A 19,826-nucleotide genomic window follows, 5' to 3' on the forward strand; every position below is an offset into this window, starting at 1 on the left:
CGTGACAGGCCGGGTTGCATCGAAGCCACGTTTCGTTCTGCCCCTGCTCGGCGCGCTCGCCTTGCTGCCATCGGCCGCCTGGGCGCAAGGCGCCGGCCTTGGCGCAGCGGGAGAGCTGGTCGATCCCGACATTCTGCGCGTCTGCGCCGATCCTTCGAACATGCCCTTCACCGACCAGAACGGTCAGGGATTCGAAAACAAGCTGGCCGAGCTGGTCGCCAGGAAGACAGGGCGGAAGTCGGTCGCCTACACATGGTTTCCGACTGTCATGGGCTTCGTGCGCAACACGCTTGCCGCCAACCGATGCGACATCATCATGGGCTATGCCCAGGGCGACGAGCTGGTGCAGAACACCAACGCCTACTATCGCTCCTCCTACGTGCTTGTGCACCCGAAGGGCGATGACCTCGAGGGTGTCGAGACGATCGAGGATCCGAAACTCACCGGTAAGAGGATCGGCATCGTCGAACGCACACCGCCGACCGCCAATATGGCCGCCAACAAGCTCTTGCGAACGGCGAAGATCTACCCGCTGGCCGTCGATACGCGCGTCACCCCGTCGATGGGAGAAGTCGTGCTCAAGGACATGCTTGCCGGCAAGATCGACGCGGCGATCCTGTGGGGGCCGATGGCAGGCTACTACGCAAGGCAGCTCGGCGCGAATGTCACGATCGTCCCGCTGGTCAAGGAAAAGACCGGTTCGCGCATGTCCTACCGCATCACCATGGGCGTGCGTCCATCCGACCAGGAATGGAAGCGTATGCTCAACAAGGTGATCCGCGAGAACCAGGCGGAGATCAACAAGCTCCTGCTCGACTACAACGTGCCGCTGATCGACGAACATGACAACCCGATCACGGCGGCGCCGGGGTGAGCGCGATCGGCGCGAAAACGGCGATGGAGGGAAGGAACCGATCTTCGAGGCAGATAGTTTTCTTTAGTTGTTTTGAGAACCCGGTGTTTCATTTGTCCATTTGTGAAGTGATGGACGAGCCATTGCACCGCCCGCAATGGCGTCAATGACATGACCGGCCCCTTCGGGCTGGCAGAAGAGGAGAATGCCATGAAGAAGAGCTGGAAGAAACCGACCATGTGCCAAGTCGCTGCGGGCTTCGAAATTTCGCGGTATCTGCCTGCTGAAATTCCTCCCAGGAAGTAGGCCGCAAGGGTGCATGTCCCTGGCAGCAGGGGCATGCACCCCGCCGCAGGCTTTGCAGCGGGAAACAACGCGGATACAAAGCTTTCTAACGCCGACAAGCCGGTCAGACTGGCCGCGGAGCACGCATTTGCCATGCGCGTGAAGATCATCGGATCGGCGGCCGGAGGCGGCTTTCCGCAATGGAACTGCAATCACCGCCTGAGCCGCGCGGCTCGCAGCGGGATGTTCGGCGTACATTCGCGAACCCAATCATCCATTGCCGCATCGGCGGACGGGACGGGTTGGGTTCTCTTCAACGCATCGCCCGACATCCGCCAGCAGATTGCGCACGCGCCCGAGCTGCAGCCCGCGGCCGACGCACCGTTGCGCTCGACGCCTATCCGCGCGGTGGTGCTGACCAATGCCGACGTGGACCATATCGCCGGCCTGCTCAGCCTGCGTGAACGACAGCCCTTCGCGATCTATGCGACGGCACAGGTGCTGGCGACGCTGGAGGCGAATTCGATTTTCAATGTCCTCGATCCGGTGATCGTGCCGCGGCGTCTCCTGGCGCCAACGGAGGAAATGGCGATCCGCGACGCGGACGGCCATCCGACCGGCGTTGTCGTCGGCAGCTTTCCGGTGCCCGGGAAGGTCGCGCTCTATCTCGAGCAAGGAGGCGATCCCGATGCCGACTTCAGCTCCGACACGGGCGACACGATCGGGGTCCGTATCAGCGGGGCCGACGGCAGCGGCGCCGTTTTCTACATTCCGGGCTGCGCGCGCATCAATGCCGCGCTGCGCGCGCGCCTGGCCAATGCCCGCTGCCTTCTGTTCGACGGCACCGTCTACACGGACGACGAGATGATCGCGGCGCGTGTCGGCCAGAAAACCGGTGCGCGCATGGGGCACATCGCAATGTCCGGACAAGTGGGTTCGATTGCCGGCCTGGCCGATGTGAAGATCGCTCGCCGTATCTTCATTCATATCAACAACACCAATCCTGTTCTGGACGAGAATTCCGCCGAACACGCGGCGGTCAGGGCGGCTGGCTGGGAAATCGCCAGCGATGGAATGGAGATGGAATTTTGAGCGATTTCCGCGACGCGGCCAGAGGTGGCCTGTCCAAGAGCGAGCTCGAGGCTGTGCTGCGGCAGGTCGGTGACGAGCGCTATCACAACCGCCATCCTTTCCATCACAGAATGACCGGCGGCGCGCTGTCGAAAGCCGAAATGCAGGCCTGGGCGCTGAACCGATATTGCTACCAGGCGGTCATTCCGCGCAAGGACGCCATGATCCTGGCACATGCCGAGGATCCGGCGTTTCGCGCCGCCTGGCGCAAACGCATCGAGGACCATGACGGCGAGGACGGCTGGAGCGGCGGCATCGCGCGCTGGCTGCATCTGGCGACCTCGCTCGGGCTCGATGCCGAAGCGGTCAAAAGCGAAAGGCTGGCGCTGCCGGCGACCCGCTTCGCCGTCGGCGCCTACCTGTCATTCTGCACGAACCGGACGCTGCTCGAGGCGGTCGCGTCGTCGCTGACCGAGATGTTCTCGCCGCGCATCATCGGCGAGCGGGTGCCGGCGATGCTGGCGAAATACGATTACATCACCGAGGATACGCTGGCCTATTTCAGCCGGCGTCCCGAACAGGCATCGCGCGACGCCGACTTCGCCCTCGCCTACGTGCTCGCCCACGCCGACACGCCCGAACGCCAGCAGCAGGCGATCGATGCGCTGGTGTTCAAATGCGATATACTCTGGGCCATGCTCGATGCTCTCCAGCATGCCTACGGCGCGCCGGGAAACATCCCGCCCGGCGCCTTCCGCCCGGAGGAGGCCTTATGACGGCGCTGCGCGAAAGAGCCATTGTGTCGTTGCGGTCTGCGCCATCGCTGCCCAAGCATGTGCGCATCCAGTACGATCCCGTGCGGCAGGCCTTCGCCGTGCTTTCGCCGGAGAAGGTATTCTGGCCGAACGAGATCAGCCTCGACATACTGCGCCGCTGCGACGGCCAGTCCACCGTCGACAGCATCATCGCCGGTCTTGCGGCCGATTATGACGCAGGCCCGGAGGACGTGGCGGCCGACGTCATCGCCTTCCTGCAGGAATGGTCGGACAAGCTTTTGGTGAAGCTATGAGCGAGCCCATTCTGCCTCCGATCGGCATGCTGGCGGAACTGACGCATCGCTGCCCGTTGCAGTGCCCCTATTGCTCCAATCCGCTCGAATTGCTGAAGGCCAATCGCGAGCTCGACACGCAGACCTGGCTCGATCTCTTCTCGCAGGCCGCCGATCTCGGCGTGCTGCAGGTGCATCTTTCCGGCGGCGAGCCGACCCTGCGCCGCGACCTCGAGCAATTGATTGCCGGGCTTTCGGCGCGTGGCGTCTACACCAATCTCATCACCGCCGGCGTCGGCATTGCCGAGGGCCGCATCGAGGCCTTTGCCGAAGCCGGACTCGACCACCTGCAACTGAGCTTCCAGGGCGCCCGACCAGTGACAACCGACCGTATCGGCAACCACCGGGGCAGCCACGAGAAAAAGCTGGAGACGGCGCACCGCGCCCGCGCGGCCGGGCTGCCCCTCACCATTAATGCGCCGGTTCACCGGCACAACATCGAGGAAGTGCCGGAATTCATCGATCTGGCCCTTTCGTTGGATGCGGAGCGGATCGAGATCGCCAATGTCCAATATGCCGGTTGGGCGCTCGCCAACCGCGACAGGCTGATGCCCGACCTGGCAGCGGTCAACCGGCAGGCGGACATTGTCGCGGCGGAGCGCGAAAGGCTTGCCGGCATCATGGACATCGACTTCGTCACGCCGGATTATTTTGCCATCTATCCCAAGCCATGCATGGGCGGCTGGGCGCGCGACGCGTTCATGGTGGCTCCCGACGGCACCGTGTTGCCGTGCCATGCCGCGCAGACGATTCCCTCGCTCCGCTTCGAGCGCTTTGGAGAACGCAGGCTAGCCGAAATCTGGACCGATTCAGAGGCATTCAACGCCTTCCGCGGCACCGAATGGATGCAGGAACCTTGCCGAAGCTGCGAACGGCGCGAGGTCGATTGGGGTGGGTGCAGATGCCAGGCGATGGCGATTGCCGGCGATGCCGCGGCCACCGATCCGGCCTGCATCAAGTCACCGATCCACAAGTACATGGCGATACTGACCGAAGCCGCGCAGGGAGAGGCAGCACCGGGGGAAAATGAAAGCTTCATTTTCCGGCGGATCGGCGCCGCAACCCGACCTGACACGCGCGCCGAGCCTGCCCACCGATAACGGCCCGAAGGATACCTTGGCCCTTGGCGGTATCGCCTTGTGTCTCTTGCCGATTAGGCGCCGCTCAAGCCCGGAATCCCGGCCAGATCGATCTCGGTGATGTGCCAGCGGCCAAGGTTTGCGGTGTAGAGCTTGTCGCCCTTGAAGGCGATGTTGGTGGGATGCGCCAGCGTCGTCGCCGCCAGATCCTCGATCAGCACTTCGAGACCTTGCTGCTTTCGCCAGCGATAGATGCGGCTCGGCTCGTAGCATGAGATCAGCAGCGAGCCGTCGCGAGCGAAGGCGACACCATCGGGAACGTTGCGCACGCCTTCGACCACGACCTCACGGTCCCCTGCACTGCCGTCGCCAAGGATCGGCACAAAGCTGACGCAAGGCGCGTTGCTTTCCACCACGTAGAGGCCGTTGCCGTCCGGCGCCATGGCCATGCCATTGGCGAACGACATCGGCTCCTGAAACCACAGGCCGCCCTCGCCCGTCTTGAGATCGTAACGGAAGATGCCCGAGCGGTTGTCCTGGCCGACGCTGTCCGAAACGAAGAGCCAGCCTCTCGCCTCGTCGACGATCGGATAGTTGGGCACGCGGATACCGGACGAAGCGAAGCGCTCCATGCGACCTGTCGCGGCGTCCCAGCGGAAGATAGCGGCATGCCTGAGATCGCAGGCAAAGCAGTTGCCGGCACGGTCGAAGGCAATGCCGAGCAGAAAACCGTCGGTGCCGCCCATGCGCTCGACCGAACCGCCATCGGCGGCAAGCCTCAGAAGGTCGCCAGTCTCGGTGCCGCACCAGATCGATTCGTCGCGATGGACAGCCACGCCCTCCGGATGCGCGACACGCGGATTGCTGAAGATGCCGTCGAAGAAGACCCGGGCGGCGGACATGTCGAGCAACGGCTTTGCCATGGAACGCACCTCAGCTTGCGGCAGGCGAGCTTTGAGCGGCGATGCAGCGCTCGACCATGGCGCGGTCGGCCGCGAGGATTTCGGCGATGAGCGCGCCGCGCTCCTTGGCGCTGACGAATTCGAGACGTCGCAGGCCAAGCGGGTCGATGCGGTTTCGCAGCACGGCAAGCGTATCGCTGGAGGGCGCCGGCACCTCGTGGCAATCGGCGTCGAACGTCACCGCAAAGCCGGTGGCGTCACGGATCTGCTGTCGGGTGACGCCCGGCATGGTTTCGATAACGATCAACTCCCGTGATGCCTCGTCGAGCCGGAGGACGCAGAGGTCGGTGAAGACCAGCGCCTTGCCTGTCCGATACCCCATCGGTTCGCGTTCGGCCGGCGTGAGCAGCCCGCGGGCGGAACTTGCGATCTCGACCGCGTTCACCAGCGATTGGACCGAATGACGCGGGACGTAGAGCAGATAGTCGCGATGCATGTTGGCGACGTCGGCCATGCCGCCCTGCCCTGGCAGCCGGATGAGGCCGCCGTTCGGCTTGCGCAACGCGATGGTGTTGACGCGGCCGCGCCGGTCAACCTGTGCCGCGCCGACGATCTCATGCGTCACCGCGCCCGCCTGATAGTAGGCCGAATAGGTGTCGTCGCCGCCGGCATGCGCCACGGCCGTCTCGCAATCGAGGCTTTCGATCAGCGACAGCACCATCGGGCTCGGCGCGATGTCGAGGTGGCCGCAGCTCATCGTCGCGATGATCATGTCCGGCGCGTGCGTCGCCTTGGCCAGCCGGTAGGCGACGTTGGCGAGCGGCGAGACCGCCCCGGCGCTGGCGAAGCTCTCATTGTCGAGCTCGGCGGCGATGCGGGCGGCGATGATCTCGTCGACGGTTGCCTTCCCGTTCCCCTGTGCGGGCACCGGCATCGCGAGGACCGTTTCGGCGGTGACCTTGGCCGCTTTTTGAAGCCGCTCCGGCAGGCCGTCAGCAGGCAGGCCGAGCTTGTCCGACAAAGCTGCGTCCTTCGTCGCGAACGCCTCCGACAAGGCCTGATAATCCGTGACGTAGAATGGCAGGCACGAGGCCGGATAGGCGCCGCCCGGGACCAGCGCTATCGCCGAAACTTGATTGCGGGTAAGCACGCTCTGGCGGCCGTCCCGCCGCAGTGCTCCGACCGGGACGATCTCCTCGACCGTGACCAGCACCTGGCGCGCCGCGCCCGCCATGGCGAAGTCCAGCGCCCGCGGCCCGATGATCTCGACATTGCCGCTTTCGTCGGCGCGCTGGGCATGGACGATGAACGTATCGAGCCTGAGCGGTGGGACGAACCCCGTCTCGGTCCCGGCAAGCGGATCGGGCCTGGCGACCGCACCCGGCACGCGCGCCAGCATGTCGGAACCCTGAGGCAACTGGAACGGCATCGACGGCAGGTTCTGCTGTGCCGCCCGCAGCGCCTGGATCATGGCCAGAGCCGTCCAGTCGCGGACGGGGATCGCGCCGTTTTCGGCCGCCGCGCGGAACCTCGGCGGCAGCCCGAAGATGTCGAGGCTGGAAAAGCACAGCTCGATTTCCGCCACCGCGCCCGCCTCGAGCAGCAGCTCGAGCGGCAGCCCGCCGGCCCAGGAGACGTAGTGCAAGTCTTTCACGCCGGACCCGGCGATCGCGCGCAGCAACGCGATCGGCAGCCGGGCGAAGTGGTGGCCGCCGACGCCGAAAGCGTCGCCGTGGCCGACCATCGCCGCCAGCCCCTCGATATCGGTGAAGCGGGGCCGGTTCGACTTGACCAGGGAAACTGACCTGCGATCTGTCACAGCGCCGAGCCGCTGCACGGTCAGCGCGCCATGCGCCCAGCCGAGGTCGCGATGGTCGTCGCCACTCATGAGCCGGCCTTCTTCACGGCGCTCCTCTCGGCGAACTCCTTGACGCGCCGCTGGCCGATCTCGCTGCGGTAGAGGCCGCCCAATATGTTGCGCTCCATGGCGAGGCCATCCGCCAGATCGCCGGACTCGGCATGGGCCGTCAGGGCCTTCAGGCCTTCGATCGCGGCGGCGGGCTCGGCGGCGATCATCCCGGCCAGTTCCAGCGCGCGCGGCATCAGCCTTTCGACATCGACGATCTCGTTGACCAGGCCGGTGCTCACGAATTCGGAGGCCGGCACGATGGCGCCGGTCATCAGCAGAAGATTGGCGCGGTTGCGGCCGAGCTTGGCGACGCTGCGTTGCGTGCCGCCACCGCCGGGGATCAGCCCGAGCTTGATTTCCGGCAGGCCGAGTTTCGCGAACTGGTTGGCGATCACGATGTCGCAGCACAGCACCAGCTCCATGCCGCCGCCCAGCGCGAAGCCGTTGACCGCCGCGATCACCGGCTTGCGGTTGTTCTCGATCGCCGCATACATGCGCGTCCCGGCAGCCTGGAACGTGTCGAACTCGGCGGCGGTCTGGGCGGCGTATTCCTTGATGTCGGCGCCGGCCATGAAGCCGCGCCCCTCGCCTGTCACCACGATCGCGCCGACGCCGGGGTCAGAGGAGAGAGCCTCGAACGCCTCCGTGATCTCGCCTTGCATGATCCGGTTCATGGCGTTGAGCTGGTCGGCGCGGCGGAAGGTGACGACCGCGACCCGGCCCTGGGTTTCGACCGTGAGTGTCTGGTAGGCGCCCATCCTCAGACCGCGTCCACGGTCATGTCGCCCGACGCTTCGAGTGCAGCGATCTCGTCCTTCGACAGACCGAACTCGGCCAGGATCTCGCGGCCATGCTGGCCGACCAACGGCGCCGGTCGCTCGATGGTCGCGGGCGTCTCGCTCATCTTGACCGCTGGCGCCACCACCTTCACCTTGCCGCCGCGCGGATGATCGTAGCTGGTGATCATGCCCATATGCGTGACCTGCGGGTCTTCCGCCGCGCGACGAATGTCCTTTACTTCGGCGCACCAGATGTCGGCTGCCAGTAGCCGCGCCAACAGGTCCTGCGTGGCGAATTTCTTCGTCTCGGCATTGACCTTCTCGAACACCTCGTCGCGCTTGTCGAACAGCGTCTTGAGATCGTCGTAGACGGCGAGTTGCGGCGCCTCCAGCACTTCGTAGAGCGTCTTGAACGGGCTCATGGCGATCGACACATAGCCGCCATCCCTGGTCTCGTAGATGCCAAACGGCGCCTGCATGCCGGGATGGCCGATGCCGGAATTCGGCCGCACGAAATCCTCGCCGAGATTGAGCACGGCGACATATTCCTGGTTGAGATGCGCCAGCAGGCCGGCCAGCAGATTGACCTCGATCTTCTGGCCCTTGCCGGTCTTCTCGCGATAATAGAGCGCCGACAGGATGCCGTAGACCATATTCATGGCGCCGATCTGGTCGGCGAGGCCGGCGCCTGCCGGCACCGGCGCCTGATCGCCGCGGCCGGTGTTGGCGATCAGCCCCGCCAGTCCCTGGATCAGCATGTCCTGTCCGGGGCGCTCGACGTAGGGCCCCTCCTCGCCATAGCCCGAACCCGAGCAGTAGATGATGCGGGGATTGACGGCCTTGAAGTCCTCGTAACCGTAGCCGAGCTTGGCCAGCACGCCGGGGCGGAAGTTCTGCACCACGACATCCGCAGTCCGGGCCATCTCCATGATGATGGCATGCACCTTGCGGCTTTTCAGGTTGAGCGCGATGGAACGCTTGTTGCGGTTCCAGGCGAGGAAGTTCGGGCTCTCGGAGCCCCCGACCCATTTGGCGAAGAAGGTCATGCCGCGGAACATGTCGCCGGCGCCGGCGCGCTCGATCTTGATGACGTCGGCGCCCATGTCGCCCAGCAGCTGCGTGGCGAACGGCCCCTGCAGCAGATGGCTGAAATCGAGGATACGGACGCCTTCGAGGGCCTTGTTCATTTCATGTCTCGTTTCGTTTTCAAAGCAGTTCGGGAACGTAGCGGGGTGCCGCCGTCAGCCCGCCATCGACGCGCAGGTCGGTGCCGGTGGTGAAGCCGGCGGCATCGGAGGCGAGATAGACGGCGGCCTCGGCCACTTCGGAAGGCTCGCCGATGCGGCCGAGCGGATGCATCTTGACCCAGGCCTTGGCGAGATTGCCGCCGATCTCCTTGATCAGCCTGTCGTTCATCGGCGTGTTGATGGTGCCGGGCGAGATCGAATTGACGCGGATTTTCATCGGGCCGAACTCCACCGCCATCTGGCGCGTCATCGCCATCACCGCGCCCTTGGCGCCGGCATAGGCGGTCCAGCCGTCGAGGCCGATATGGCCCTGCGCCGAGGCCATGTTGATGATCGATCCCGACTTCTGCGCGATCATGTGCGGCAGCGTGTATTTGCAACCGCGGAACACGCTGGTCAGGTTGACGGCGATCAGCCGGTGCCATTGCTCGTCGGTCATCTCGTGCACCGGCATGCCGCCGATGGCGATGGCGGCGTTGTTGACCAGGATGTCGAGATGTCCGGTCTTCTTCACCGCGCTGTCGATCAGGCTGGCGATATCGGCTTCCTGGGAGACGTCGCAATGGACATAGTCGGCGCGGCGGCCGGCCGCGCGAAGTGCCGCGGCGAACGCCTCGCCGGCCTCGTCGGCGATGTCGCCGAGGAAGACATGCGCCCCTTCCCGCGCCATCGCCTCGGCGATCGCGTGGCCTATGCCGTCGGCCGCACCCGTGATGACTGCGGTTTTTCCTTCAAGACGAGCCATGTCAGCCTCCATTCGCGCGCCGGCGCTTCGCTTCGTCGAAGGCGACCGCGGCAATGATGATCATGCCGGTGATGACAAGCTGCCATTCGGTCGGCAGCCCGAGCCCGCGCAGGCCGTTCGACAGGAATTGCAGGATCAGCACGCCCAGCGCCATCCCTGTCAGGCTGCCGATGCCGCCGGCAAGGCTCACGCCGCCGAGGACCGTCGCGGCAACGACCTGGAATTCGAAGTTGAGCCCCGCCGTATGCTGCGCCGAGCCGACACGTGCCGCCAGGATGATGCCGGCGACCGTCGCCAGCAGCGCGCTGATGATGAAGCAGATGAACTTGACGCGCCGTACGTCGTAGCCTGCCAGCCGCGCCACTTCCTGATTGCCGCCGACGGCGTAGATCTGCCGCCCGAACGGCCGGTGCTGCATCATGTAGCCGAAGGCGGCGAGGAGCATGATGGCGATCACCGCCGAATATGGGATGATGTTGAACAGACGCCCGTCGGACAGCGCGATGAAGCTGTCGAGGCTGGCGTCGTCGGGAATCGCGCGCTGGCCGGTGTAGAGATAGACGCCGCCGCGCATGATGAACATCGTGCCGAGCGTTACGATCAGCGAGTTGATGCCGGCATAGGCGACGAGATAGCCGTTCACCATACCGATGATCAGGCCGAACAGCAGCGCTCCGCTGACGCCGAGCAACAGCGAGTTGGTATCGTTCATGATGATGATCAGCGGCAGCGCGATGGTCGCCAGCAGCGAGCCGATCGAGATATCGACCTCGCCGGATATGAAGACGATGGCGCAGCCGATGCCGGCGGTGAGCGCCAGCGAGGCCTGGCCCAGCACGTTGGTCATGTTGCGCACGGAGAAGAAATTCTCGACCGTCGCGGAAAAGAACGCCAGCACCAGGATCAGGCAGACGAGCAGCGCCAGTTCCTGCCGGGCAAAGAGCCGCGCCAGCATGGATGGCCGGTCTTTTGCGGAAGCCGTGCTTGCCAGGCTCATCGCTTGCCTCCTCCAAGGGAATGGTGCGTATCGCAAGAAGTGCTGCGGCGATGCGCCATGGTTCTATCCGATCGCCGCATTGAGGATCTTCTCCTGCGTGGCTTCCTCGCGCGACATGATCGAGGTCAGGCGGCCCTCGCACATCACCGCGATGCGATCGGCGAGGCCGAGCAACTCCGGCATCTCCGACGTCATCATGACGACCGCCAGGCCCTCGCCGGCGAGCCGGTCGATCAGCGCGAAGATTTCCGACTTGGCGCCGACATCGATGCCGCGTGTCGGCTCGTCGACGACGATGACCTTCAGGCCGCGCATCAGCCAGCGCGAGATCAGCACCTTCTGCTGGTTGCCGCCCGAGAGGTTCTTGATCTGCTGGAACAGGCTGGGCGTCTTGATGCGGAAGCGGTCGACATAGTCTTGCACCGCCTGATGCTCTTTCGCCTTGTCGACGAAGCCCAGGCGGGCGAACGCGCCGAGCGAGGCGAGACTGGCATTCTGGTAGACGGGCAGCTCGCCCATCAGGCCTTCGCTCTTGCGGTCCTCGGTGAGCAGGCCGATGCCGAGCCGCACGCCGGTGCGCGTGTCGTGCGGCGCGAGGTGCTGACCGTCGACCGCGATGGTGCCCGAAATGATCGGATCGTAGCCGACGATCGCCTTGGCGAGCTCGGTCCGGCCGGCGCCCATCAATCCAAAGAAACCGAGCACCTCGCCGGCGCGCGCCTCGAATGACACGTCGATGAGCTTCTTCGCCGTGCTGAGCTTCTCGACGGAGAGCGCCACCTTGCTGCCCGCCGCGGCACGCTGACGGGGAAAGAGGTTGTCGATGCGGCGGCCGATCATGTCCTGGATCAGCGTGTCGTTGGTGTGCTCGCCGATCGGCTTGGTCGAGATGTGGCGTCCATCGCGCAGCACCGTCACCGTGTCGGCGATCTCGAACACCTCGTCGAGCTTGTGGCTGACATAGACCACGGCGATGCCGAGCGATGCCAGGCGGCGGATGACGGTGAACAGCAGCGAGACTTCATTCGGCGTCAGCGAGGATGTCGGTTCGTCCATCACAACGACACGGGCTTCGTGGGCGAGCGCGCGGGCGATCTCGACCATCTGCTGCTGGCTCACCGGCAGCGATCCTGTCCGCGCCGCCGGATCGACGTTGAAGCCGATGCGATTGAACAGCGCCGCCGAGTCCGCGCGGATCTTCTTCCAGTCGATCGAGCCGGCCCTGCCGGTCGGATAGCCTTCAAGGAAGATGTTTTCCGCGACGGTAAATTCGGAGATCAACGCGATCTCCTGGAAGACGACCTTGATGCCTTCCTTCAGGCTGTCGCGCGGCGACTTGATGTCGACCTCGCGTCCGCGCATGCGCACCGTGCCGGCGTCCTTGCCGTAGACCCCTGCCATGATCTTGATCAGCGTCGACTTGCCGGCGCCGTTCTCACCCATCAGGGCATGGATCTTGCCGGCCTCCAGGGTGAAGTCGACATTGTCCAGCGCCACCACGCCCGGAAACCGCTTGCCGATGCCGCGCATCTCCAGCGCCGACACATTCGTGTCGATGGCCGCGCCTTCGCCGGGATGAAGGAAATCAACGGACATTGGCTTTGTTCCGGATGATGTCGAGATAGGTCGCCAGGATGATGACGATGCCCGGCACCACCATCTGCAGGTCCTGGTTCCAGCCGAGGATGATGATGCCGTTGTCGATCACCTTCAGCACCAGCACGCCGAGCAGCGTGCCGAACAGCGAGCCGCGGCCGCCGAGCAGACTGGTGCCGCCGAGAATGACGGCGGCGATCACCGTCAGCTCGAAGCCGCGCCCGGCGGTCGGCTGGCCGGCATTCATCAATGACGACAAGATCATGCCGGCAACGCCGACGCACAGGCCGGTGACGACGAAGGCAAGCAGCTTAAGCCGTTCCGAACGCAGGCCGGACAGGCGCACCGCCTTTTCATTGGCGCCGACCGCGTAGAGATAGCGGCCGAGCGTGGTGAAGCGCAGCGTCACATAGGCAACAAGGAAGATCAGCGCCGCCAGGATGACGGGGACCGGCACGGCGCCGACATAGCCGGCGCCGAGATCGGTGAAGCTTGCCAGTTGATTGTGGTTCTGCACCGCTTCGCGCGTGAACAGATAGACGCCACCCTGCAGCATCATCATAGTGCCGATGGTGGCGATCAGCGAATTCACCCTAAGCCTGGTGACGACGAGCCCGTTGAACAGGCCGACGCCGCCGGCAAAGGCGAGTGCCGCCAGCATGCCAAGTGCGAGGCTGTGAGTGGAATTGAGCACCGCCATGCCGATGCAGCCGACAAAGGCAAGCGAAGCGCCGACCGACAGGTCGACCTCCGCCGTGATGATGAGCATGGTCATGCCCGAAGCGACGATCAGCACCAGCGCGCATTGGCGCAGGATGGCGATGATGTTGGCCTCAGAATAGAACTGCGGCGCCGCGATCGATATGGCGATGCAAAGCACCGCCAGGATGGCGCTCAGCACCAGCTGGCTGCTGCCGAGAAGCTGGCCGCCGATGAAACGCTTCTGCGCGGAAGCGTGTGTAAGCTCGCTCATATCAGTCCGTTCCCGTCGCTAGAGCATGATGCCGAAAAGTGTGAAGCGGTTTTCGGACGACATCATGCTCTATCTCTCGGATTTAGAGACGGATTCAGATTTCAGGTCGAACAGACCTGAAATCATCCGGCTCTAAGGTCAGGCGCCGGCGCCGTGTTTTCGCTGGCCGTCGGCGCCTGGCTGGTGGTCCTTCCCGCGACGCGGGAAGGACCGTGTCGATCGACCTATTTCTTCAGGTCGGCCGAGGTCTTCATGCACTTTGCCGGCGGCTGCAGCGCATTGACGGCGTCCCATTTGATGGTGCGGGTCGTGCCGTCATAATCATAGTATTTCTTCCACTCGTCGCCAGTCATCGGCGCGGTCGGGCTGACGATGTGCTCCGGCACCTGCTCGTTGTTGAACAGCTTGACCGCGGCGTCGATGGTCGTGAAGCCTTCCTTTTCCGGGAACATGGCGGCCTCGATGCGGTAGGACGGCTCGTTCTGCATGGCGTTGATGAAGGCAAGTCCTTCGCCACCGGTGCCGACCGTCAGCAGGCCGTCCTGCGACTTGCCGGCAGCCTTCCAGGCCTGCAGGCCGCCCAGCGAGGACGAATCGTTGATACCGTAGATGATGTTGACGTCGGAATTCTTGGCGAGGGCGGCCGAAGACACTTCCAGCGCGCGGTCCGGATTGCCGCCGCCGTCAAGGTCGTGGACCATGACCGCGTCGGGGACGATGGTCTTCAGCCCGTCCATGAAGCCTTGCGAACGCAGCACCGTCGCCGACAGCAACGGCAGGCCGACATTCATCACCTTGGCGACGCCGCCGAGCTTTTCCTTGGCATATTTGCCGGCCTCGACGCCCGAGAAATAGCCGGTGTCGTAGTCGCAGATGGCAACCATCGTGGTCATGCCCTTGACCGGGTTGCCCTCGAGCACCACCGGGATGTTGGCGGCCTTGGCCTGACGCAGCAGCGGCACCACGCCTTCCTCATTCACCGGGGTGATGATCAGCACGTCGACGCCCTTGGCGATGAAGTCTTCGGCCGCGGCGACCTGCTTGGCTATGTCGAGATTGGCGTCCTGCACCTCGACCTCGATTCCCAGTTCCTTGCCATGCGCCTTCATGCCCTTGATGACATTCTGGTACCACTCATGCGTGGCGTAGTTGGTGACGTAGCCGATGTGCTTGGGCATGTTCTCGGCATGCGCCGCCGCCGCGCCGATGGCCAGCATGGCCGCGGATGCGAGCAGGATTGATTTGGACCAGTGCATTTTTCTCTCCCAGGTTTTCGTTTGTCTCAGTCGCTGAACGGGTAATCCCGCCGTTCCGGGTCGGCACGTGAAGAGCTGTTGGCTTCGCCCCAGCCGAGCGCGGCCGATATCTTCTCGGCGGCTGTCCGGGTTCGTTCGAAGACGGTCTGACGGTCGAAACGTGCTGCTTTCTGCGGCAGCAGCGGGACCGTAAGCGCGGCGATGACGGCGCCGACATGGTCGCGCACGGGCATGGAGATGTTGGTGCAGCCCTCGACAGCCAGCGACGCGCGCATCTCGTAGCCAAGCCTGGCCACCTCGTTCAGCCGTGCCTCGATTTCCCCGCGCGTTCCCTGGCCTTCGCCGGCGGCGACGATGCGCTCGACGATGCGGTCGCGCTCGGCCCGGTTCGAGTGGGCGAGCAGCACCGCGCCGGAACTGGTTTCCAGGATCGGGAAATGCGATCCGAGCGCAACCGAATAGCGCATCGGCAGCGGTGAATCGATCTGCAGCACCACCAGCGCGTTCTGCCCTTCACGCACCACAAGGTGGCAGCTCTGGTCGGCATTGGCGGTCAATTCGCGCATCGCCGGCAGCGCGGATTCGACGAGCCTGTTCACCGGCGGATGCATATGCGCCAGCTCGAACAGTTTCAGCGACAGCCGGAAGCGGTCCGATTGCGTTCGGAAGATGTAGCCGCGCTTCTCCAGCAAAAGCAGGATGCGGTAGATTTCGTGGATGGACCTGCCAAGGCCGGTCGCGATCTCGGTCTGGGTCATCGCATCGGCGCTTGAGGCCATGAACTCCAGCACGTCGAGCGCCTTCTCCACCGCCGGCACGCGATATCCGTTGCGGCCGCTTTCGCTTTCCTCGAGCGTTTCGGCAATACCGGCAGCCATCACGCAATGCTCCGTTCCGGCTGCCTGGTTTCGCGATAGAGGCGGTTCACGTGGTCGGCGAGCTCCGCAGCGCCGATGTCGCCGGCTATGGCCGCGGCCGCGCGCGGCGCGCATTCGCGGAAGAAGGCGATGAAGCCCGGATGTGTCGGACGCAGATAGGACGAGCTGATCGTGCGCAGCGTCGAGGAGAAGAAATTGCCGGAGAGACGATTGACCTCGGCGTCCTTCCAGGCTGCCAGCGATCCCGGCTGTCCACCCGACTTCACATAGTCGCCGCGCTGATAGTCGGGCGAGCACAGGAACAGCGCGTAGTCGATCGCCTGCTGCTTGTGCCTCGACTGGGCGCTGACGCCGATGCCGGCGCCGCCGAGCAGGGCGCCGGCCGATCGCGGGGTCGGCACGTCGGCAAAGCGCAGATACGGCCTGTCGGTCTTCGCGGCATAGTTCACGTAGCCGAAGGCGAACGGCACATAGACAACGTCGTCATGCGCGACCATGTGGTCGTAGCAGCGGATCGGATTCCAACCGGACGAGTTCGGATGCGACAGTGCCGCAAGCTCGCGCAATTGCCCGACGACCTGCTCGACCATGTCCGTCGCGATGAATTGCTCGCCGTCCTCCTGTGGGTCGCCAAGCGTCAACAGCAGGCACATGGCGTCCGTCGGCACGAAAGGCAGGCCGAGCCATTTCCCTTCCTTGCGCGCCAGCCGGCCGAGCGCGACCACCTCTTCATGCGTGCGGGGCACCGGTGCGTAGCGTTCCAGCAGGTCCGGGCGATACGAGGCGACGTGGCAGGCGGCATCGATCGGCAATGCCCATTGGCGCCCGCTCTTCTCGTAGGACCGCCAGGACGGACCGACGGAATCCTGCTCGAAGAAGCGGACCTGCTCCGCCGACAGATAAGCGTCGAACGGCACCATCAGCTCGTCCTGCGCGATGTCGCCGATGAAGGGATGGTCGAACACCACCAGATCGTAGGCCGAGAGCACGGGGCCGAGCGCGCCCTCGCCGAATTCATAGAGGCTGCGCCGGTCCCATTCGATCTCCAGGCCGGGATTGGCGGCGCGATACGGCCCGACACTGGCATCCAGCGGACCCCAGCAACGTCGATGATCCCACGCAAGACCGCGCAGTCTTGTCATATCCCGCAATTCCTCCCTGCAACCGGGCATGTGCCCGGTCCGCAAACCACTAGCAGGTATTTTTACCTGAGCAAATAGTTTTTATATACGCAAATCGTCTCAAGCCAGCCCGAACCGCTCGACGGCCCGCATGATGCCGCGCAACTCGGCGAGGCCCTTGAGCCGGCCGATCAGCGAGTAGCCGGGATTGATCCTGGCCTTGCCGATGTCGTCGGCGAGGAGGTGCCCGTGGTCCGGACGCATCGGGATGCGCCAGTCGGCGCGGCCTTCCTTGCGACGGCGCGCCTCCTCCTGCATCAGCGCGAGGATGACATGCGCCATGTCGGTGCCGCCCTCGAGGTGCTCGGCCTCGTGGAAAGAGCCGTCATCCTCGATGGTGACGTTGCGTAGATGGACGAAATGGATGCGGCTGGCGAACTCCTTGACCATGGCGACGATGTCGTTGTCGGCGCGCGTGCCGTAGGAGCCGGTGCAGAAGGTCAGGCCATTGGCCGGGCTGTCGACGGCATTGAGGATGAAGCGCGCATCCTCGGCGGTCGAGACGATGCGCGGCAGGCCGTAGAGCGAGAATGGCGGATCGTCGGGATGGATGCACATGCGCACCCCTTCCTGTTCGGCCACCGGAATGATCTCGCGCAGGAACCAAGCCAGGTTCTCGCGCAATTCCTTCGGCCCGATCGCATCGTAGTCGGCCAAGGCCTCGCGAAAGCTGTCGCGGTTGTAGGCGCGCTCGGTGGCGGGCAGGCCGGCGATGAGGTTGCGCTCGATCCTGTCTATTTTCTCGTCGCTAAGCTCCTTCAGCCGCGCTTCCGCCTCGGCGATGCGCGCAGGCGTGTAGCCGGCCTCGGCATTTCGGCGCTTCAGCACGAAGAGGTCGTAGGCGGCGAAATCGATCGCATCGAAACGTAGCGCATAACCTGTCGTCGGCAGGCGGTAAGCCAGATCCGTGCGGGTCCAATCGACCACAGGCATGAAGTTGTAGCAGATCGTCGCGATGCCGGCCTTCGCCAGGGCGCGGATCGTATCCTTGTAGAAGCCGACATAGCGGAGCCGCTCCGGCGAACCGATCTTGATCGAGTTGTGGACGGGAATGCTCTCGACCACCGACCAGGTCAGTCCTGCCGCCTCGATGATCCGCTTGCGCTCGAGAATGTTTTCCAGCGGCCAGACGCGCCCGTCATAGATGCCGTGCAGGGCCGAGACCACGCCCGTCGCCCCCGCCTGTTTGACGTGATCGAGGGTCACCGGATCGTCCGGACCGTACCAGCGCCAAGTCTGTTCCATTTGCCGCTTTCCTCCGTGAGAAGTCGGCAACTTATTGTTGGACCACAATGGGAGTCAAATTAAAATTTGGCGCTCGTGAGCGGCTACTTCCTTGGATCAGATCCAGAAAATTCACTAGGGAATCAAGCCAAAACCGGTTGTTTTCGACAAATCATACGATATGTTGGTCCAACAATTAGGAGGATCGATGTCGGAAAACCCTCAGGGACGCGACAATGCCGGCGCCCGCCGCGCTGGCGGCAGCTCCGCGGTCGACACTGCGGCAGGACGGATCCTCGACCTTATTCGCGCGCGACAGCTCAATGTCGGCGACGTGCTGCCGACGGAACGCGAGCTCAGCGAGATCACCGGCGCCAGCCGCAACACGGTGCGCGAGGCGTTGCGCACCATCCGCACCTATGGACTGATCGAGCCCAAACCGCGCGTCGGCGCGGTGCTCGCCGACGGGCAGAGCATCGCCATCCAGAATTTCTTCGCCGCCCACATGGATGTTTCGCGCTCGTCCTTTGCCGACATCCAGGGTTTTAGGCGCATCATCGAGGTCGGCATCGGCGACCACATCGTGCTCAATGCCACGAGCGAGCAGATAGAGGCGCTCGATGAGATCAATGCCCGGATCGTCGACAGCCGCTCGATCGAGGAAGCCGCCGAGAACGATTTCAATTTCCACAGGGCGCTGATCGGGCTGGCGGACAACCGCATGCTCACCGACATGTATTCCTTCCTGTCGCCCGTGATCCTGCGGATCATGACCATCGGCAAGGAAATGCGCCCGGTGCTGGCCGACACCCGTACCGCGCATGGCGAGATCATAGCCGCGCTGCGCGCACGCGACAGGCTGGCTTACGCCTATCTGATGAGCCGCCATCTCGATTTCGCCCTGCGATTCCTGCCGGAAGAACCGGCTTCCGACAATGACTGAGGGAGTTCCCGCAATGAAGGATTTTGAAGGCAAAGTCGCGCTGGTGACCGGGACGACCGGGATTGGTCTCGCAACCGCCAGGCGCCTTGCCGCCGGGGGCGCCGCGATCGTCGCCTGCGGCATCGATCGCTCGGCCAATGCCGCGATGCGAGCGGAGCTGGGAAGCTCAGGGGCCGGCACGCTGGTCGTGGACACCGACGTCTCCGTGCAAGGCCAGGTCCGCGACGCCGTCGCTGCCGGCGTGGCGCGCTTCGGCGGCCTCGACGTGATCGTCAATTCAGCGGCGGTCCATCCCTATGGAACCGCCACGACGACCGACTGGGAAACCTGGAACAAGGCGATGACGGTCAATGTCGGCTCGATCTATCTGACCGCCCATTTCGGCATCCCGGAAATGATCAAGCGCGGCGGCGGGGCGATCGTCAACGTCGCCTCGGTGCAGGGTTTCGCCTGCCAGCAGGATGTCGCCGCCTATGCCACCACCAAAGGCGCCATCCACACGCTGACGCGTTCGCTGGCGCTCGACTATGCGGCCGCCGGCATCCGGGTCAATTCGGTCAGCCCCGGCTCGATTCGCACGCCGATCCTCGAGAAAGCAGCGCGTGGCGAAAACGGCAGCGATGCCGACGTCGAGGAAGCCTACAGGCGCTTCGGCGCGGCGCATCCGCTCGGCCGCATCGGCGAGCCTGAGGAAGTGGCGGAACTCATCGCCTTTCTGTGCTCTTCCAAGGCCGGCTTCTGCACCGGCGCGGACTACAAAATAGATGGCGGCCTGACCGCTGGCATTGGCGTGAAATGAC

General features: G+C 64.4%; 20 protein-coding genes. 7 read left to right on the forward strand and 13 right to left on the reverse strand.

Going from position 1 to position 19,826, the window contains the following annotated elements:
* The first annotated feature begins 1 nt into the window (after position 1).
* Positions 2 to 874: a substrate-binding domain-containing protein gene (locus tag FJ424_RS04865; protein WP_348640106.1), complete on the forward strand. Its 873-nt coding sequence runs from the start codon at positions 2 to 4 to the stop codon at positions 872 to 874.
* Here the strand turns inward: FJ424_RS04865 and FJ424_RS33445 are convergent.
* The gene (locus tag FJ424_RS33445) at positions 817 to 1,308 is read right to left on the reverse strand and encodes a hypothetical protein (protein ID WP_181182017.1); all 492 of its coding nucleotides are present in this window, start codon (positions 1,306 to 1,308) and stop codon (positions 817 to 819) included. The two genes, FJ424_RS04865 and FJ424_RS33445, sit on opposite strands and share 58 nt — an antisense overlap.
* Between FJ424_RS33445 and pqqB the strand changes: the two genes are divergently transcribed.
* Genes pqqB through pqqE form a run of 4 tightly spaced genes read left to right on the forward strand, consistent with a single transcriptional unit; the run spans position 1,292 to position 4,417 of the window.
* Entirely contained in the window at positions 1,292 to 2,230 is a 939-nt protein-coding gene (gene pqqB / locus FJ424_RS04875) for a pyrroloquinoline quinone biosynthesis protein PqqB (RefSeq protein WP_140652916.1), read from the forward strand. The genes FJ424_RS33445 and pqqB overlap by 17 nt on opposite strands.
* On the forward strand, positions 2,227 to 2,985 hold the full coding sequence (gene pqqC, locus FJ424_RS04880) for a pyrroloquinoline-quinone synthase PqqC (protein ID WP_140652861.1): 759 nt from the start codon (positions 2,227 to 2,229) through the stop codon (positions 2,983 to 2,985). Before pqqB ends, pqqC begins: the two co-directional genes overlap by 4 nt.
* Positions 2,982 to 3,278 (forward strand): pyrroloquinoline quinone biosynthesis peptide chaperone PqqD, encoded by a 297-nt coding sequence (gene pqqD / locus FJ424_RS04885; protein WP_140652859.1) that lies wholly within the window; start codon positions 2,982 to 2,984, stop codon positions 3,276 to 3,278. Before pqqC ends, pqqD begins: the two co-directional genes overlap by 4 nt.
* Positions 3,275 to 4,417, forward strand: a complete 1,143-nt coding sequence (gene pqqE, locus FJ424_RS04890) for a pyrroloquinoline quinone biosynthesis protein PqqE (protein WP_140652857.1) — start codon at positions 3,275 to 3,277, stop codon at positions 4,415 to 4,417. Before pqqD ends, pqqE begins: the two co-directional genes overlap by 4 nt.
* 53 nt (positions 4,418 to 4,470) lie before the next feature.
* Here the strand turns inward: pqqE and FJ424_RS04895 are convergent, their stop codons facing one another.
* From FJ424_RS04895 to uxuA, 12 genes are all read right to left on the reverse strand, one after another.
* A complete protein-coding gene (locus tag FJ424_RS04895) occupies positions 4,471 to 5,319 on the reverse strand; it encodes an SMP-30/gluconolactonase/LRE family protein (protein ID WP_140652855.1) in 849 nt (282 codons plus the stop codon).
* A 10-nt stretch (positions 5,320 to 5,329) separates the two neighbouring features.
* Positions 5,330 to 7,186: a CoA-transferase gene (locus FJ424_RS04900; protein ID WP_181182016.1), complete on the reverse strand. Its 1,857-nt coding sequence runs from the start codon at positions 7,184 to 7,186 to the stop codon at positions 5,330 to 5,332.
* The gene (locus FJ424_RS04905) at positions 7,183 to 7,965 is read right to left on the reverse strand and encodes an enoyl-CoA hydratase/isomerase family protein (RefSeq protein ID WP_140652853.1); all 783 of its coding nucleotides are present in this window, start codon (positions 7,963 to 7,965) and stop codon (positions 7,183 to 7,185) included. The genes FJ424_RS04900 and FJ424_RS04905 overlap by 4 nt, the downstream gene beginning before the upstream one ends.
* A 2-nt stretch (positions 7,966 to 7,967) precedes the next feature.
* On the reverse strand, positions 7,968 to 9,173 hold the full coding sequence (locus tag FJ424_RS04910) for a CaiB/BaiF CoA-transferase family protein (protein WP_140652851.1): 1,206 nt from the start codon (positions 9,171 to 9,173) through the stop codon (positions 7,968 to 7,970).
* Between the two features lie 19 nt (positions 9,174 to 9,192).
* A complete protein-coding gene (locus tag FJ424_RS04915; RefSeq protein ID WP_140652849.1) occupies positions 9,193 to 9,978 on the reverse strand; it encodes an SDR family oxidoreductase in 786 nt (261 codons plus the stop codon).
* A 1-nt stretch (position 9,979) separates the two neighbouring features.
* Complete coding sequence (locus tag FJ424_RS04920) at positions 9,980 to 10,975, reverse strand: ABC transporter permease (RefSeq protein ID WP_140652847.1); 996 nt, start codon at positions 10,973 to 10,975, stop codon at positions 9,980 to 9,982.
* A 63-nt stretch (positions 10,976 to 11,038) separates the two neighbouring features.
* The gene (locus FJ424_RS04925; protein WP_140652845.1) at positions 11,039 to 12,571 is read right to left on the reverse strand and encodes a sugar ABC transporter ATP-binding protein; all 1,533 of its coding nucleotides are present in this window, start codon (positions 12,569 to 12,571) and stop codon (positions 11,039 to 11,041) included.
* On the reverse strand, positions 12,561 to 13,544 hold the full coding sequence (locus FJ424_RS04930) for an ABC transporter permease (protein WP_140652843.1): 984 nt from the start codon (positions 13,542 to 13,544) through the stop codon (positions 12,561 to 12,563). The genes FJ424_RS04925 and FJ424_RS04930 overlap by 11 nt, the downstream gene beginning before the upstream one ends.
* 224 nt (positions 13,545 to 13,768) lie before the next feature.
* Positions 13,769 to 14,800 (reverse strand): sugar ABC transporter substrate-binding protein, encoded by a 1,032-nt coding sequence (locus FJ424_RS04935; RefSeq protein ID WP_140652841.1) that lies wholly within the window; start codon positions 14,798 to 14,800, stop codon positions 13,769 to 13,771.
* 26 nt (positions 14,801 to 14,826) lie between these two features.
* A complete protein-coding gene (locus tag FJ424_RS04940) occupies positions 14,827 to 15,678 on the reverse strand; it encodes an IclR family transcriptional regulator (protein ID WP_140652839.1) in 852 nt (283 codons plus the stop codon).
* Complete coding sequence (locus FJ424_RS04945) at positions 15,678 to 16,820, reverse strand: extracellular solute-binding protein (RefSeq protein WP_140652837.1); 1,143 nt, start codon at positions 16,818 to 16,820, stop codon at positions 15,678 to 15,680. Before FJ424_RS04945 ends, FJ424_RS04940 begins: the two co-directional genes overlap by 1 nt.
* A gap of 99 nt (positions 16,821 to 16,919) precedes the next feature.
* The gene (gene uxuA / locus FJ424_RS04950; protein WP_140652835.1) at positions 16,920 to 18,104 is read right to left on the reverse strand and encodes a mannonate dehydratase; all 1,185 of its coding nucleotides are present in this window, start codon (positions 18,102 to 18,104) and stop codon (positions 16,920 to 16,922) included.
* A gap of 187 nt (positions 18,105 to 18,291) precedes the next feature.
* On the opposite strand from uxuA, the gene FJ424_RS04955 reads away from it, so the two are divergent.
* Together FJ424_RS04955 and FJ424_RS04960 are read left to right on the forward strand one after the other, a co-directional pair.
* Positions 18,292 to 19,026, forward strand: a complete 735-nt coding sequence (locus FJ424_RS04955) for an FCD domain-containing protein (protein WP_140652833.1) — start codon at positions 18,292 to 18,294, stop codon at positions 19,024 to 19,026.
* A 13-nt stretch (positions 19,027 to 19,039) separates the two neighbouring features.
* Positions 19,040 to 19,825, forward strand: a complete 786-nt coding sequence (locus FJ424_RS04960; protein ID WP_140652831.1) for an SDR family oxidoreductase — start codon at positions 19,040 to 19,042, stop codon at positions 19,823 to 19,825.
* Position 19,826: the final 1 nt, after the last annotated feature.

The organism is Mesorhizobium sp. B3-1-8 (assembly GCF_006439495.1).
Classification (GTDB): Bacteria; Pseudomonadota; Alphaproteobacteria; order Rhizobiales; family Rhizobiaceae; genus Mesorhizobium.